General features: G+C 52.9%; 12 protein-coding genes and 3 pseudogenes. 7 read left to right on the forward strand and 8 right to left on the reverse strand.

The window, feature by feature from the left end:
* The first annotated feature begins 714 nt into the window (after positions 1-714).
* Entirely contained in the window at positions 715-1,977 is a 1,263-nt protein-coding gene (locus FJD38_RS00240; protein ID WP_146383583.1) for a hypothetical protein, read from the forward strand.
* On the opposite strand, the gene FJD38_RS00245 is transcribed toward FJD38_RS00240, so the two are convergent.
* From FJD38_RS00245 to FJD38_RS00270, 6 genes are read right to left on the reverse strand one after another with little or no spacing between them, the layout of a single operon-like run.
* On the reverse strand, positions 1,967-2,938 hold the full coding sequence (locus FJD38_RS00245) for a hypothetical protein (protein ID WP_146383584.1): 972 nt from the start codon (positions 2,936-2,938) through the stop codon (positions 1,967-1,969). The genes FJD38_RS00240 and FJD38_RS00245 overlap by 11 nt on opposite strands.
* Positions 2,911-3,615, reverse strand: coding sequence for a hypothetical protein (locus FJD38_RS00250; protein WP_146383585.1), 705 nt, complete (start codon positions 3,613-3,615; stop codon positions 2,911-2,913). Before FJD38_RS00250 ends, FJD38_RS00245 begins: the two co-directional genes overlap by 28 nt.
* Positions 3,612-4,169 carry a baseplate complex protein gene (locus tag FJD38_RS00255; RefSeq protein WP_146383586.1) on the reverse strand — a complete coding sequence of 186 codons (558 nt, stop codon included), beginning with the start codon at positions 4,167-4,169 and terminating at the stop codon, positions 3,612-3,614. Before FJD38_RS00255 ends, FJD38_RS00250 begins: the two co-directional genes overlap by 4 nt.
* Complete coding sequence (locus tag FJD38_RS00260) at positions 4,166-5,089, reverse strand: hypothetical protein (protein WP_146383587.1); 924 nt, start codon at positions 5,087-5,089, stop codon at positions 4,166-4,168. Before FJD38_RS00260 ends, FJD38_RS00255 begins: the two co-directional genes overlap by 4 nt.
* Complete coding sequence (locus FJD38_RS00265; protein ID WP_146383588.1) at positions 5,086-5,655, reverse strand: DUF4376 domain-containing protein; 570 nt, start codon at positions 5,653-5,655, stop codon at positions 5,086-5,088. Before FJD38_RS00265 ends, FJD38_RS00260 begins: the two co-directional genes overlap by 4 nt.
* Before the next feature lie 2 nt (positions 5,656-5,657).
* Complete coding sequence (locus FJD38_RS00270; RefSeq protein WP_146383589.1) at positions 5,658-6,806, reverse strand: gp53-like domain-containing protein; 1,149 nt, start codon at positions 6,804-6,806, stop codon at positions 5,658-5,660.
* 82 nt (positions 6,807-6,888) lie between these two features.
* Between FJD38_RS00270 and FJD38_RS24715 the strand changes: the two are divergent.
* The 4 genes and pseudogenes from FJD38_RS24715 to FJD38_RS00290 form a co-directional block, all read left to right on the forward strand.
* Positions 6,889-6,996, forward strand: a pseudogene (locus tag FJD38_RS24715) (integrase); the annotation flags it as partial.
* Positions 6,997-7,480: 484 nt separating this feature from the next.
* The gene (locus FJD38_RS00280; RefSeq protein WP_146383591.1) at positions 7,481-9,097 is read left to right on the forward strand and encodes an SNIPE associated domain-containing protein; all 1,617 of its coding nucleotides are present in this window, start codon (positions 7,481-7,483) and stop codon (positions 9,095-9,097) included.
* A 334-nt stretch (positions 9,098-9,431) separates the two neighbouring features.
* Positions 9,432-9,710 carry a ribbon-helix-helix domain-containing protein gene (locus tag FJD38_RS00285; protein WP_146383592.1) on the forward strand — a complete coding sequence of 93 codons (279 nt, stop codon included), beginning with the start codon at positions 9,432-9,434 and terminating at the stop codon, positions 9,708-9,710.
* Positions 9,710-10,024 carry a type II toxin-antitoxin system RelE/ParE family toxin gene (locus FJD38_RS00290; protein WP_146383593.1) on the forward strand — a complete coding sequence of 105 codons (315 nt, stop codon included), beginning with the start codon at positions 9,710-9,712 and terminating at the stop codon, positions 10,022-10,024. Before FJD38_RS00285 ends, FJD38_RS00290 begins: the two co-directional genes overlap by 1 nt.
* Here FJD38_RS00290 and FJD38_RS00295 read toward each other — a convergent pair.
* Together FJD38_RS00295 and FJD38_RS00300 are read right to left on the reverse strand one after the other, a co-directional pair.
* Positions 10,021-10,227, reverse strand: a complete 207-nt coding sequence (locus tag FJD38_RS00295; protein ID WP_146383594.1) for a tail protein X — start codon at positions 10,225-10,227, stop codon at positions 10,021-10,023. The genes FJD38_RS00290 and FJD38_RS00295 overlap by 4 nt on opposite strands.
* Positions 10,202-10,360 (reverse strand): annotated as a pseudogene (locus FJD38_RS00300) (phage tail protein); the annotation flags it as partial. The pseudogene FJD38_RS00300 and the gene FJD38_RS00295, both read right to left, overlap by 26 nt.
* A gap of 72 nt (positions 10,361-10,432) precedes the next feature.
* On the opposite strand from FJD38_RS00300, the pseudogene FJD38_RS00305 reads away from it, so the two are divergent.
* Together FJD38_RS00305 and FJD38_RS00310 are read left to right on the forward strand one after the other, a co-directional pair.
* Positions 10,433-11,161: pseudogene (locus FJD38_RS00305) on the forward strand (tyrosine-type recombinase/integrase); the annotation flags it as partial.
* 474 nt (positions 11,162-11,635) lie between these two features.
* Complete coding sequence (locus FJD38_RS00310) at positions 11,636-13,252, forward strand: SNIPE associated domain-containing protein (RefSeq protein ID WP_146383595.1); 1,617 nt, start codon at positions 11,636-11,638, stop codon at positions 13,250-13,252.
* The last annotated feature ends 336 nt before the right edge of the window (positions 13,253-13,588 follow it).

The following is a 13,588-nucleotide window of genomic DNA, read 5'->3' on the forward strand; positions in this document are numbered from 1 at the left end:
TAAAACCGGGGCCTCCACACCTATCCATCGACCCGTACTACTCATATCGCTCTTTTTGAAAATACCCCCTCGGTCTGAGAACTAATCTCAATAAAACGACGTTTTTTAGGCGAGCCTGATTTGCCCGAGCAATGAGGAATGTGATCGTCGACCATCTGCAGTCCCGTGAAATCCAACAGATACGCTAAAGGCCCCGCCAGTCGTGGCAGGCAGGGAATTCAGCCTCTCCCCGCACACCATCAATACCTGCCCGAAAAAGATCGTACGCGTTTTTGAAAACACATCGAAACCTACGTTTTAAAAGTTTTCGCCCAATGAATCCGGGCACTTCACCGCTACGCCTTCCGCGTCCGTTCTGAGCACCTCCGTGCAACCGCGCTGCACTTCCCTTCAAAACTTTGCATTCTGTGCAATTGCCGAGCGGCTGCAGAGCCCCACGGCCCGCCTGGGCTGCAGGTTCGTTTGCACTACATCAGAATTTGCACAAAAAAAAGACACAAGGCCCGTCGGCGGGAGGGGGATAAGTACTTTCCCAGCTGTTATTTTAAGTCAAACCTATGTTTGCAAATGTACGCTACCAGTCGAGGGGATGTGTGCCGATGCTGAATGCTTTGCTATGCGGTCAATCAGTGATAAATTTTAGTAGCCTAAAGGAATAGTAATTTCGCTGGCCTTATAAGACCAAACCTACCAAAAGCTACGCAAGGAATAATAGTGAGAATATCTCTTATAGAAAATGGACTTGACTCCCTAAGAAAAGGGTACCAACACCTTAACGAGCATGAAAACTTAGAATTATTGAAAGCGCAAGACGCTCAAAAATTTTCATCACTTAAAGATTCAATCTTGAACATCCAACATGGAGTGGAAATACTATTCAAACATTTGTTAGTAACGCACAATGAATTCTTACTTTACACTGACATCAGTAGACTTAAAGAAGCTTACAGGAGTAAAGCAAAGGGCGAGATCTCCGAACTATACGAAGCGGAAGGCGTCCATACGGTGACATTTAAAGAGTCCATAGATCGCCTTCGAGATATATGCGGGATTCCGATTAGCGAACAACTAAAAAAGAAACTACTCAAAGTTGAGTCTTGGCGAAACAAGATAACGCATAGCGCCGCAATAATTACAGAAGACGATGTGGCCAAAACGCTACTAGACCATCTATTTGATCTGGACGAGCTTTTAGCACCTATACTAGGAGAACAGTACTACAAAGGACAAGGCCGCACCGAACTAGATAGAGCTTACAACCTAACAAAGAAAATCTACGGGGAATTAAAAAACAAAATAAAAGCGCAAAGCATTGAAGCTTTGATTTCAGCCTTACGCTCCGCAAGAATAAAAAATGTTTCTCCGTCCGGCGTCATGACAATTAAAAATTTTAAGCAAGCACATGAGTTTTTGCTTCATTTACAAAAAGATGGAAAGCTGAAATTCTCATGTGACGTAGTGAACTCTCATACATCCGGCCATGCCGTGGTAATTGAACATTTAGAAGAAAACTACATGACAATTTACACGACAGACAATCAAGTCGGTTACAAATTCCGCTTTGCCGGACTAGTAGTTTACATCCCAGAAATAAAAAGCAATGTTTCGCCTCTGATTTTTCTATTTTCTTCAAAAATAAAACCCAAGGGATCTAGCCCAGTTATTGATAGCCACGATAGCTGGACTATCCAAAAAGGCATAGTATTTGATGAGGATGGCTCGGAGGACTGGACCAAGGTAAATCATGATAAATCAATAGCGGAAGTTTACAGCGAGTATGACCCTACCCTACCACCTCACAAAGATGCAATCCGCATTCTCACTTCAGGCTTAGCGATATACATGAACGTTCAAAAACTAAACTACCCCTCCCCCCTAAACTACTTTAATGCAAGCCCTGAATTTTCTGCAGATACACTTGCCGATACTCTTACTAAGCAAATTGAGGAGAGAGCTCGGCAGGATGCTAAAGAGTGACCGAATTCAGTTTTGTAAGCAGTAATCCCGCCTTTGCCGCATCTGCTAAAAACGCATCGGCTTGTGCAGGGATTTGTGGCGTGCCATGAGTATGTAAGGCTATCTGGTTTGCTAATTGCTCGACAAGACTTAACGTGTCGCATAACACTCTCAGTACGTTAATAGCGTCCGACCCCAACCAAATCTTAGGTGACTGTAAATTAAGACTGATTTCTGCAACGCTTTTACGTAGTCCCTGGATCCGCTCCTGCATATCGCCACCCACCGTGGCGTTGTGCTTCTGCCCCACGACAAGGTTCAAGTCCCGCCCGGTCGCCTGGTGCAGATCATCCACCGCCGCCAAGCTCGCAGATCCACCCGACAGCAGCTTGAGCGCGCCCAGCGCTTCTATTTTCTTGATCCCGCCTACTGACTCGGTTGAATGGTCGTCCACCGTCCTGGTGTGGTTCTGGAAGGTCTCTGTGTTATCCAGCGCTTCCACCTCGCGCTCAATCGCCTTGTCCTTAATCTTGCCATCGGTTTGACGCAGCCAGTTGCCATCCGCATCGACCCGCTGCTGGCACGCTTCGCTATGCTGCCAGACCTGATCCCCTTTCGGCACCTTGGGCATACTCAGGCCGTGCGGGAGGATGGTTTGGATGTAGGGCTTGTGCGGCAGGCCGTAGGCGAAGCACACGACGACTTGGGTGCCTTCTTCGGGAAAGGCATAGATGCCCATTTCTTCGCCGCCTGTGGGCAGCGGCAGCGGCACCCCGGCCAGCATGGGCAGATCCGGATCCGGCTCGCCATCGGGCAACAGCACTTGAATATCTACGGCATAGCGCGGACGGAAGTCGTCGCAGATTCCGGCGCCGCTGGGGGCATCGGCTACGGCCACAACCCGGGCAAAGCGCGGCAGGTGGTAACCACCTGAGAGTTCGGGGAATTGTCGTTCTACGCTACGGCGGATTGCGTCGTCCATCGGATGGCCATCTGGTTGTCGACGAGGGCCACACTGGTGATGCGCTCGCCTTGGTTGATTGTTGCACCTGGTCGCAACCCGGGAAGGGCCGCGATCAGTGCGCTTTGATTGCCTTGGTAGCCGTCGAACAGCTCGGCAGGCAGTTGTAGCGGCGTTCGCACGCCGAAGAAGCTGTCGGCCCAACTGCCCACAAACACTTCGCCGTCGCCTTGCTGCTGCCAGATGAAGTCGGGGATGTTGAACACGCGGGCCATGCTGTCCATGGCTTGAAAACCCGCTGCCAGGCTGTAGAAAAACGGGGCTTTTACACTGGCGTACGCTTGTGCCGGCACACGAAAACGCAGGCCGGTGTGTTGGCTGATTTCGGTCAGCACGGCGCGCAGATCCACGTGACGCAGGTTCAGCGGCAGCGGTTTGGCAAGGATCGCGGCCATCTCGCGGCAGAACAGCACCTGCTGCACGCTGTTGGCAGCGGTGCAGCGCTCGACGTAGCCAATGAAGTGGCGTTGCAACGTGCTTTCGTTGTAGCCGATGTCGAGTGTGACAAGCCCCCTCACGGGGGCAGCGGCTTGAATGGTGAACGTGGCCCGGCCCGGGCTTTTCAAGTCCAGCCGCACCTCGTCTTTAATCAGGGCCACCGGCTCGCCGTTGATGCTGAGGATCTTGTGCAGTTTCATGCGCCACCTACCCCGCCCAACCAGCCATCAACCTTTTTCAACGTCGCTTCAAAGCCCGTCAGTTGTTGTTCGCCTCCATCCGAATCGGCGCCGGTACCGCCGCCACCACTTCCCACAGCCGCGCCCGGGCCGGATTGCGCTTTGACCCCATTGGCCGGGCGCCGTCCCTCGACTTTCTGCGGGTTGGAGACTTTTTCGCTCAGGGTGAACTGAATCCGCCAGGCACTGAGGGTGTCGTCTTCCCGGGCGCTGACGCCTTCGGAAAACTCCACCTGACGGATCCCGAACGCGCTGGCGGTGTCATTGACGACTCGATAAGTTTTGAGCTGGCCACCACCTTCAGTGGCTTCGGCCATCCGCATCAGATCGCGAAGTTGCACCTGATCAATGTAGGGAATCATCATCGAAGCGGTCAGGGTCTTGGGCTTAAAGCCCTTGTGTGCGGTTTCGGTGTTGCTGGTCTGGCCTGAAAGATCAGCGGCTTCAATGCGCATATTCGCGGTGATTTTCAGGTTTTTGCCGCGCACCTGTTCGCCATCGAGTAACAGCGTCATAGGCCCACCAGTTCGCGCACAAAGCTCAAGCCCTGTTCCGACCCCACCAGCAACACACCGGCACACAGCACCCACTCATGCCCGGGGGCTTCTTCCTTCAACAGATCCCGGCGCAAGTCGCTGGCTGTGCCCGGGCCGATCATCCGCGCGCGCAGGCTGCTGTCGGCATGGCCACCGGCGAGCAAGGCCTTAAGGTCGTTCAGTTGTTGGTCGCGTCCTTGCTGCTGCGCCACCTTGCGTTTGGCCAATGCCGCCAGATCGCTCATCGGTGAGCTGTCAGCCGCGTAGCTCTCCAACACCGCCAGTTGGCCGGACATGGATTGTTTGGCGGCCTTGAGCAATGTGCAGCGCTCCAGCGGCAACGCCTGCCAGCGCGGCAATGTCCCGGCGCTGGGCAATTCCCACTTTTCGGTTTCCAGTTTCGACAGGTGCCGCGCCCGGCGTTCGGCGCGCACCAGATCAGGCATCGGCAGCAACGCATTGAACCGGGACAAGCTTTCGGCCAACTGATCGAGACGAGTGGCCAGAAACATCAAGCACAACGCGTGCTGCGGCCCATCCGGGCGGCTGGCATCGCTGACATCCACCAGTTCGTTCGCCAGTTGCTGCACCAGGTTCGGCGCTGACAGAAAGCGCTGGTAGCCCGTGCCTTGGACCACGCCGCTTTGAAACGGCGTCACCACAAGACAGGCCGGGGCTTCACCCATCTGCTGAGTCAGTGCCGATCGGCCCGCATCAATCGCGCCTTGGGCCGCAGCACCCACCGGCCCGGGGTTGGTACTGGTCATGCCATCCAGCCCGCTCAAGCGCAGCGCCGTGCTGACCAACTCGCCGCTGGCCAGATCCTTGGCCGTGCTCAGTTGGCCCATCCATTGGGTGGCTTGCTCGGGCCAGCGCAAGGTTACGGGTGCCCAGCTCATGAGATGGCCGCCCCCCAGTGAATGGCGTCGACAGCCTTCAAGTCGTTGTTGGTCAACGCTTGATCGAGTTGCTGTTTCAACTCATTGGCGTACACCAACAGCTTCATTTTGAATTGGTTGAAGTCCTCCCCCACTTGCCGCAATTGCTGAGCCGTGTGCAGGCGAAAGACCTTTTCACCCTGGGCATCACGGCAGGGATAGTGCATATCAATACCCAGCAAAATGGCCGCGTTCAGGTTTAACTGGTCATCCAGCTGACTGCTGTAGTCAGCGCGTGTGCCAATGGCGCTTGAAGTGAAGCCCGAGGTGATGGCTTCTTCACAACGCTGATCAATGTCTTGGCGCGTACGCAATGTTTGCTGTTGCACGTTGAGCTTATAAGGCCGGAATTCCAGCAGGTTCTTGAGGTAATAGGGCTGCTGATCCTTGCGGTAATTCAACGAGCCGTCATAGATGTTTTTCGCCACATCGACGGCTTCGTCCGGAATCGAATCCCCATGCAAAGCCGTTGTATAGCGGGTCAGAATCAGGCCGTCGGCGGCCAGTAGAAAACAGAAACGGGCCATGATTATTTCCCCAACGCCAGACAGAAGGCTTGGCCTTCATATGAAAAGGTGCCGCCCGCGTTCCAAAGGAAACGCGAACTGTCCACAACCTGGTGCACCATGCCGAAGTTGTTGCCAAAACCGCCCTGTGTGCTGGACATGAGACTGAACAACATGCCGAAGCACTCATTCGGGAACGGGGTCGGGAAGTAGCGGTAATCACTGCTGGACAAACACTCGCTGGTGGTCGCCCACTGCAATACCCAGCCGCCCAGCCACGTAGGGGCGGCAAAGTAGCCATTGCGCCCGATCGACCAGGAGCAACCCCGGCGCAGTTTCTTGGGCGTGACAATGGTGCTGTCATCGTTTCCCGCATCGATTTGGGCGTCAGAAGCAATGCGCGCCACGCCCACTTCGGCGGAAGTGGCCAGCTTTGAGCTGTCGATGATCGTGGCTTGCCCCTTGAACACAATCGGGTTCGCCCCTGCGTCTGCACGTCGCACGATCAGTTGACCGGCCGCGCCCGCCATTACCACCGCAGGCAGCCCGGTGTTGTGGCGCATCCAGCTAGAGCCGTCCCAGTAGCAGTTTTGCGACAGGCTGGTTTCGCTGATAGAGCTTAAAAATCCGTACTGCCCCCCGTGAATGTCCAGGCTGTCACCCGACAAGGGATTACGGTTTGGAATGGCGTCAGTGATGCCGTATTCCTTGAGCGTGGTGCCCTTGTCGGCCTTTTTATCCAGCGTTTTGTTGATGACAACCAGGTCTTTATTGATCTGCCCCACGTTCACATTGGTCTTGTCGATCGCGGTATTGATGGGCACCAACAAGCCGTCCACCTGGGTGCTGCTATAGGTGTTGTTGCTGTCCATTAACGTAGCGTCATACGTCCAGACAATGGGATTGGCCCCGGCCGCAACCTTGCGAATGTTCGCCCGGCCATTGGTGACGGCCACGCATACGGCGGGCTTGCTGGTGTCGTGACGCATCCAGCGACTGTCCGCCCAGTAGCAGTTCTGGCACAGGCTGGATTCGAGAATCGAACTCACGAAACCGAAGCTGCCCGCGTGAATGTCCAGGCTGTTGTTAGGCAGCGGGTTGAGGTTGGGAATAGCGTCGGTGATGCCATACCCGCCCAACGTCGTGGCTTTGTCGGCTTTGGAGTCCACCACCAAATTGAGCGCAGTCAGCAGGCGATCGATCTCTACGATGCTGTACGTGTCGCCACTGTCGCGGATCGAGGCCGAAGACGTCCACTACTCAGCGGCAGAGCTGGACCAACTGATTGAGGCTGCAAACAAGGTATCAGTAACCGACTCACGCGCACCAGCGCTGACGATCCTGAAGAGGAGGCAGGGATAACAGGAAAACCCAAGGTCACTCGAAAAGTCACTAGGGCAGAAATGAAAAAGCCACCTAAAAGGCGGCTAAGTCATTGAAAAATATGGTCGGGACGGAGTGATTCGAACACTCGACCCCTAGCACCCCATGTTCGCTCGTAAAATCTCGCAAGTCATTGTAAATAAAGAACAAATATATTTGTTTTGGCTGACAAAAAACACTGATTTTCGTGCATTGGCAAACGGTAAACCGTGGGCTGTAGGGTGGGTTTTGCGCAGACCTGGTGTGTTACGACTCTGCAACTCGCATATAGAAAACTCAAAATACTTTCAAACACTTCAAGTCCTAGCACACAACAAAATCAGAACCGTCCTACACCTCCGATTTCCCCAATACCAAATACTCCCCCTACCCTTTGACGCCAATGGCGGATACCCTGCTCGCCCCTAGATAGCCAAGCGCCATCATCCATTACAAATCTAACAAATCGCTCGAGTGAGATCACATGGAACTGTTCCTCATCATTTTCGGCTTATGCACCCTTGCGCTGCTGGTCATCGCAATAAAAAAAACAAAGCTCACATCCAAGCTAACTGCTGAACTTCGCCAGCGAGAGCAGATCATTGATCGCCAGCAGCAAGAAAACTCAGCTCTACTAAGCCGTGTTGACCGCCAGGAGCAGGAAAATACAGCCTTGCAGAATCGCGTCGACGCCCTTTCCAAGTATCAAACCATCATCGATGCGGAGGCGCACGCCAAAGAACTCAACGCACAAGCTGAGAGTGTTTTCGCCCACTCGAAAATAGCTGCTGCAGTCGAATTGCATGAAGCCAAACGCATAGCAAAAGAAGAGCTGATTACAAGCGAGATGGAAATGGCTTCAGCTCGCGCAACTGCGAGCAGGATTGTCGAAGCCGCCAACAAACGCGCAGAAGAAATTGCAGGTGACGCTTACAGCGCCATGAACCGTGCAAAGGAATTTGCTGACACAGCAAAAGCGATGAAGAACATCATCGAAGGCTACGGTGATGCTTACATAGTGCCGACCTACAATCTGCTGGATGATCTTGCAGAAGAGTTTTCTTTCACTGAAGCGGGCCAGAAACTCAAAGCGGCACGTGATATGAGCCGCTGGATGGTCAAGGCTGGCCGGGCTGCTACTTGTGATTACGCAGAAACAAATCGACGTGACACGGCCATCCGATTTGTCATCGATGCGTTCAACGGTAAAGTCGATTCAATCCTTTCTAGAAACAAAGCTGATAACCACGGAAAGCTGGAGCAAGAAATTCGGGATGCATTTGCCTTGGTTAACCACAACGGCACCGCATTCAGAAACGCACGTATCACAGATGAATACCTCGCCTCGCGCCTAGAGGAACTGAAGTGGGCCGCAACAACTCGCGTGCTGAAAGAGCAAGACCGCGAGGAGCAGCGTCTACTGCGCGAACAAATACGCGAAGAGGAAAAAGCCCGCCGTGAGTTTGAACGCGCAATGAAAGACGCGGCGAAGGAAGAGGACACCATCAAAAAAGCGATGGATAAGGTTCTTCAGCAAGCAGCGAATGCCAACGATGCACAGCGGGTAGAGTTCGAAGCCAAGCTGCGCGAGCTGGAACTTAAGCTTCAAGCTGCAGAAGAGAAAAACCAACGTGCTCTGTCAATGGCGCAGCAAACCAGAACCGGCCATGTTTACGTCATTTCTAACGTTGGTTCGTTTGGCGAGGAGGTGTTCAAAATTGGCATGACTCGTCGCCTGGAACCTAAAGACCGCATTCGTGAACTTGGGGATGCAAGTGTTCCATTCGAGTTCGACGTGCATGCGATGATTTTCAGTGATGACGCGCCTAGCCTCGAGAAAACCCTGCACCGCCACTTCCTTCGCCGTCAGATGAATAAGGTGAATCCACGTAAGGAATTTTTCCGTCTTGGGCTCAGTGAGATTCGGGCTGAACTCGAAAGCCTTGGCGTTGAAACCCTCTGGACGATGGCAGCTGAAGCACACGAATATCGCGAGACGATTCGTATTGAGCAGCAAATCCGGGAAAACCCTGTGATTGAGCAGCAATGGACACGTCATCAGCTTGAGCATGAAGAAGTAGAGAACGAGGTATTGGCGTAAGTATCGGGCTCGCTTGAAACAAAAAGGGTGGATGCAGTGCAATCAACTCTGCGCCACTTCTACTTGGGCGGAGATTCCAAACATAGGATAGGGATTCGAACGTTTTCTGCGTGCATTCCGCGCCGCTACAGACCGTGAATGCGGAGTATTGGATGCACAGCCTCAAGCCTTATCGGCATTAACAGACCTTAAGCTCCGCTAGAACTGCCCTAATTAACAACCTTACCGAGATTTAAAGTTAAAGCAGACCGCACGTCATTCGACGAGACTCGGGTCTAGGCGATAATTTAGGGATGGAGTAGGATTAAATCCTGTTTAAAAAGGGGCTCTCATCATGCGCAGCACACAACAATTCAGCATCACGCTACCCAATCAAATGGCCGATGCGGTAAAAGCCAAGGTGGCAGCGGGTGAATACGCGACTGAAAGTGAAGTGATTCGCGACGGACTGCGTGCTCTGATGGCACGTGACCGCGCTCTTGAGAACTGGCTAGTGGGCCAAGTCGCTCCGGCATACGACGCCTTGAAAGCTGATCCCTCGCAAGCACTAAGCATCGACGAAGTGCGCGCGCGGCTTGCCGCAGAACATCAAAACACCACGCCCCAATCGTAATGGGATACACGGTCGAATTTGCACCGCAAGCCCTGGAGCAATTGACGGCGCTCTATCGTTATATTGCCTCTGCTGCCTCGCCGCAGATTGCCCAGCGTTATACCGATGCCATCGTGACCCATTGCTCAGAGCTTCAAACATTTCCGCACCGAGGCAATCTGCGCGACGACATTCGCCCAGGGTTGCGGATCACGAACTATCGCAAGCGTGCGGTTATTGCCTTTACCGTTGAAGCCAAACGGGTTTACATCCTGGGCATTTATTATGGCGGGCAAGACTTCGAATCAGATCTGCAATCCGATTTGGATGACTAACCCCACAGCATCACCACCTCATCACTCGGCACCGGCACATCCGGCAGATGAATAATCACCCCCACCCGAAACGGCTGCGCCTCATCGGCCAGCCCTTGGTTGGCATCGAGCACGGCTTCGACGGTGCCGTTGAGGTGGCCGTAGTAGTTCTGGCAGAGGGTGTCGAGCACATCGCCGCTATGGGTTCTGCAGGTCGTCGCCATAGCGCACAAACTCCAAGGTAAAGCCCTGCTTACGCGGGATACCGCCTTGCAGCAGCGCGCTTTGTTCTTCTTCGATATTTTTTAAACACCCGTTGCCCAGTACGTCGCCGTAGCCGGTGGTCAGGCCCAGTGGTATTCGCCGGAACGATTAACCTTCTCTCGCCAGCTGTTGTCCCAGCTATCCGTCGACCATGCCCACGCCCACAATTTATGTGCACGCAAATAGTGTGATGATGAGCGCAGACCATGGTTTGATCATGTGCCGATGATCTCGCTATTGGATGAGAAGACGAACTGCCGCAAGCCCTACCCGCTTTCTTTGGAAGAGCAGTCGATCTTGTTTACTGAGTTGCCAGCGCACTTGCAACGTATGGCCATGTTCAAGTTGAACACCGGCTGTCGTGAGCAAGATGTCTGCAAGCTGCGTTGGGATTGAGAGATTGCTGTGCCCGAGTTGGGCACTAGTGTTTTAGTGATACCGGCTGGCTTTGGTGGGAGACTTGAAAGCTCTGACGTGAAGAACGGCGAGGATCGTCTTGTGGTTCTGAATGGTGTGGCCCAGTCAGTCATCAAGCAGCAGCGCGGCCAGAGCAAGGAATGGGTATTTCCCTATGACGGCACCAGATGCATCGGATGAACGATTCGGCTTGGAAGAAGGCGCGGGTACGCGCACTGAAGATATGGCAGGAGAAATACCTGCGCCCTGCTCTGCCGGGTTTCGCATCGATCCGGGTTCCACACCTGTGGCAGAAGGCTGCGTGCAGCAGGCGTGACTGAGGAGGATCGCAAAGCATTGCTCGGCCATAAGAATGGCAGCATCACCAGTCACTACTCAGCGGCAGAGCTGGACCAACTGATTGAGGCTGCAAACAAGGTATCAGTAACCGACTCACGCGCACCAGCGCTGACGATCCTGAAGAGGAGGCAGGGGTAACAGGAAAACCCAAGGTCACTCGAAAAGTCACTAGGGTAGAAATGAAAAAGCCACCCAAAAGGTGGCTAAGTCATTGAAAAATATGGTCGGGACGGAGTGATTCGAACACTCGACCCCTAGCACCCCATGTTCCCTCGTAAAACAGCGTAAGTAATTGTAAATAAACAAAAAACCTATTTGTTTTGGCTGACAAAAAACACTGATTTTCGTGCATTGGCAAACGGTAAACCGTGGGCTGTAGGGTGGGTTTTGCGCATACTTGATGTTGCAACCCGTTTATAGAAAACTCAACATACTTTCAAACACTTCAAGCCCTGACACACAACAAAATCAGAACCGTCCTACACCTCCGATTTGCCCAATACCAAATACTCCCCCTACCCTTTGACGCCAATGGCGGATACCCTGCTCGCCCCTAGATAGCCAACCGCCATCATCTATTACAAATCTAACAAATCGCTCGAGTGAGATCACATGGAACTGTTCCTCATCATTTTCGGCTTATGCACCCTTGCGCTGCTGTTCATCGCAATAAAAAAAACAAAGCTCACAGCCAAGCTAACTGCTGAACTTCGCCAACGAGAGCAGATCATTGATCGCCAGCAGCAAGAAAACTCAGCACTACTAAGCCGTGTTGACCGCCAGGGGCAGGAAAATACAGCCTTGCAGAATCGCGTCGACGCCCTTTCCAAGTATCAAACCATCATCGATGCGGAGGCGCACGCCAAAGAACTCAACTCACAAGCTGAGAGTGTTTTCGCCCACTCGAAAATAGCTGCTGCAGTCGAATTGCATGAAGCCAAACGCATAGCAAAAGAAGAGCTGATTACAAGCGAGATGGAAATGGCTTCAGCTCGCGCAACTGCAAGCAGGATTGTCGAAGCCGCCAACAAACGCGCAGAAGAAATTGCAGGTGACGCTTACAGCGCCATGAACCGTGCAAAGGAATTTGCTGACACAGCAAAAGCGATGAAGAACATCATCGAAGGCTACGGTGATGCTTACATAGTGCCGACCTACAATCTGCTGGATGATCTTGCAGAAGAGTTTTCCTTCACTGAAGCGGGCCAGAAACTCAAAGCGGCACGTGATATGAGCCGCTGGATGGTCAAGGCTGGCCGGGCTGCTACTTGTGATTACGCAGAAGCAAATCGACGTGACACGGCCATCCGATTTGTCATCGATGCGTTCAACGGTAAAGTCGATTCAATCCTTTCTAGAAACAAAGCTGATAACCACGGCAAGCTTGAGCAAGAAATTCGGGATGCATTTGCCTTGGTCAACCACAACGGCACCGCATTCAGAAACGCACGTATCACAGATGAATACCTCGCCTCGCGCCTAGAGGAACTGAAGTGGGCCGCAACAACTCGCGTGCTGAAAGAGCAAGACCGCGAGGAGCAGCGTCTACTGCGCGAACAAATACGTGAAGAGGAAAAAGCCCGCCGTGAGTTTGAACGCGCAATGAAAGACGCGGTGAAGGAAGAGGACACCATCAAAAAAGCGATGGATAAGGTTCTTCAGCAAGCAGCGAATGCCAATGATGCACAGCGGGTAGAGTTCGAAGCCAAGCTGCGCGAGCTGGAACTCAAGCTCCAGGCTGCAGAAGAGAAAAACCAACGTGCTCTGTCAATGGCACAGCAAACAAGAACCGGCCATGTTTACGTCATTTCTAACGTCGGTTCGTTTGGCGAGGAGGTCTTCAAAATTGGCATGACTCGCCGTCTGGAACCTAAAGACCGCATTCGTGAACTTGGGGATGCAAGTGTTCCATTCGAGTTCGACGTGCATGCGATGATTTTCAGCGATGATGCGCCTAGCCTCGAGAAAACCCTGCACCGCCACTTCCTCCGCCGTCAGATGAACAAGGTGAATCCACGTAAGGAATTTTTCCGTCTTGGCATCAGTGAGATTCGGACTGAGCTTGAAAGCCTTGGCGTTGAAACCCTCTGGACGATGGCAGCTGAAGCACACGAATATCGCGAGACGATTCGTATTGAACAGCAAATCCGAGAAAACCCCGTGATTGAGCAGCAATGGACACGTCATCAGCTTGAGCAAGAAGAAGTAGAGAGCGAGGTATTGGCGTAAGTATTGGGCTCGCTTGAAACTGAAAAGGGTGGATGCAGTGCAATCAACTCTGCACCACTTTTACTGGGGTGAAAACTCAGAATTGAGGATAGGGATGCGAACGTTATCTGCGTGCATTCCGGGCCGCTACAGACCGTGAATGCAGAGTATTTGGTGCACTATCTAAAGCCTATACCGGCCTGATGAGGCCTCACATTTGCCCTAAGATTGCCCTAGTTAACGGCCTCTCAAAGTTTGTTATCCGACTGCCTGGACAGCGGTTCATGATCGTCAAAAATCGGCTAGAAGCGGGCATGGGTGTCTACAAAAGTTGGCTCGACTCACTAAGCTCGATCA

The sequence above is a fragment of the Pseudomonas saxonica genome (assembly GCF_007858365.1).
In the GTDB taxonomy this organism is placed as follows: Bacteria; Pseudomonadota; Gammaproteobacteria; order Pseudomonadales; family Pseudomonadaceae; genus Aquipseudomonas; species Aquipseudomonas saxonica.

What these genes read in the sequence shown, in the direction of transcription:
- FJD38_RS00245 (WP_146383584.1), bottom strand. Translation starts at nt 2,938, where the DNA reads ATGGACGACGCAATCCGCCGTAGCGTAGAACGACAATTCCCCGAACTC.
- FJD38_RS00250 (WP_146383585.1), bottom strand. Translation starts at nt 3,615, where the DNA reads ATGAAACTGCACAAGATCCTCAGCATCAACGGCGAGCCGGTGGCCCTG.
- FJD38_RS00255 (WP_146383586.1), bottom strand. Translation starts at nt 4,169, where the DNA reads ATGACGCTGTTACTCGATGGCGAACAGGTGCGCGGCAAAAACCTGAAA.
- FJD38_RS00260 (WP_146383587.1), bottom strand. Translation starts at nt 5,089, where the DNA reads ATGAGCTGGGCACCCGTAACCTTGCGCTGGCCCGAGCAAGCCACCCAA.
- FJD38_RS00265 (WP_146383588.1), bottom strand. Translation starts at nt 5,655, where the DNA reads ATGGCCCGTTTCTGTTTTCTACTGGCCGCCGACGGCCTGATTCTGACC.
- FJD38_RS00280 (WP_146383591.1), top strand. Translation starts at nt 7,481, where the DNA reads ATGGAACTGTTCCTCATCATTTTCGGCTTATGCACCCTTGCGCTGCTG.
- FJD38_RS00285 (WP_146383592.1), top strand. Translation starts at nt 9,432, where the DNA reads ATGCGCAGCACACAACAATTCAGCATCACGCTACCCAATCAAATGGCC.
- FJD38_RS00290 (WP_146383593.1), top strand. Translation starts at nt 9,710, where the DNA reads ATGGGATACACGGTCGAATTTGCACCGCAAGCCCTGGAGCAATTGACG.
- FJD38_RS00295 (WP_146383594.1), bottom strand. Translation starts at nt 10,227, where the DNA reads ATGGCGACGACCTGCAGAACCCATAGCGGCGATGTGCTCGACACCCTC.
- FJD38_RS00310 (WP_146383595.1), top strand. Translation starts at nt 11,636, where the DNA reads ATGGAACTGTTCCTCATCATTTTCGGCTTATGCACCCTTGCGCTGCTG.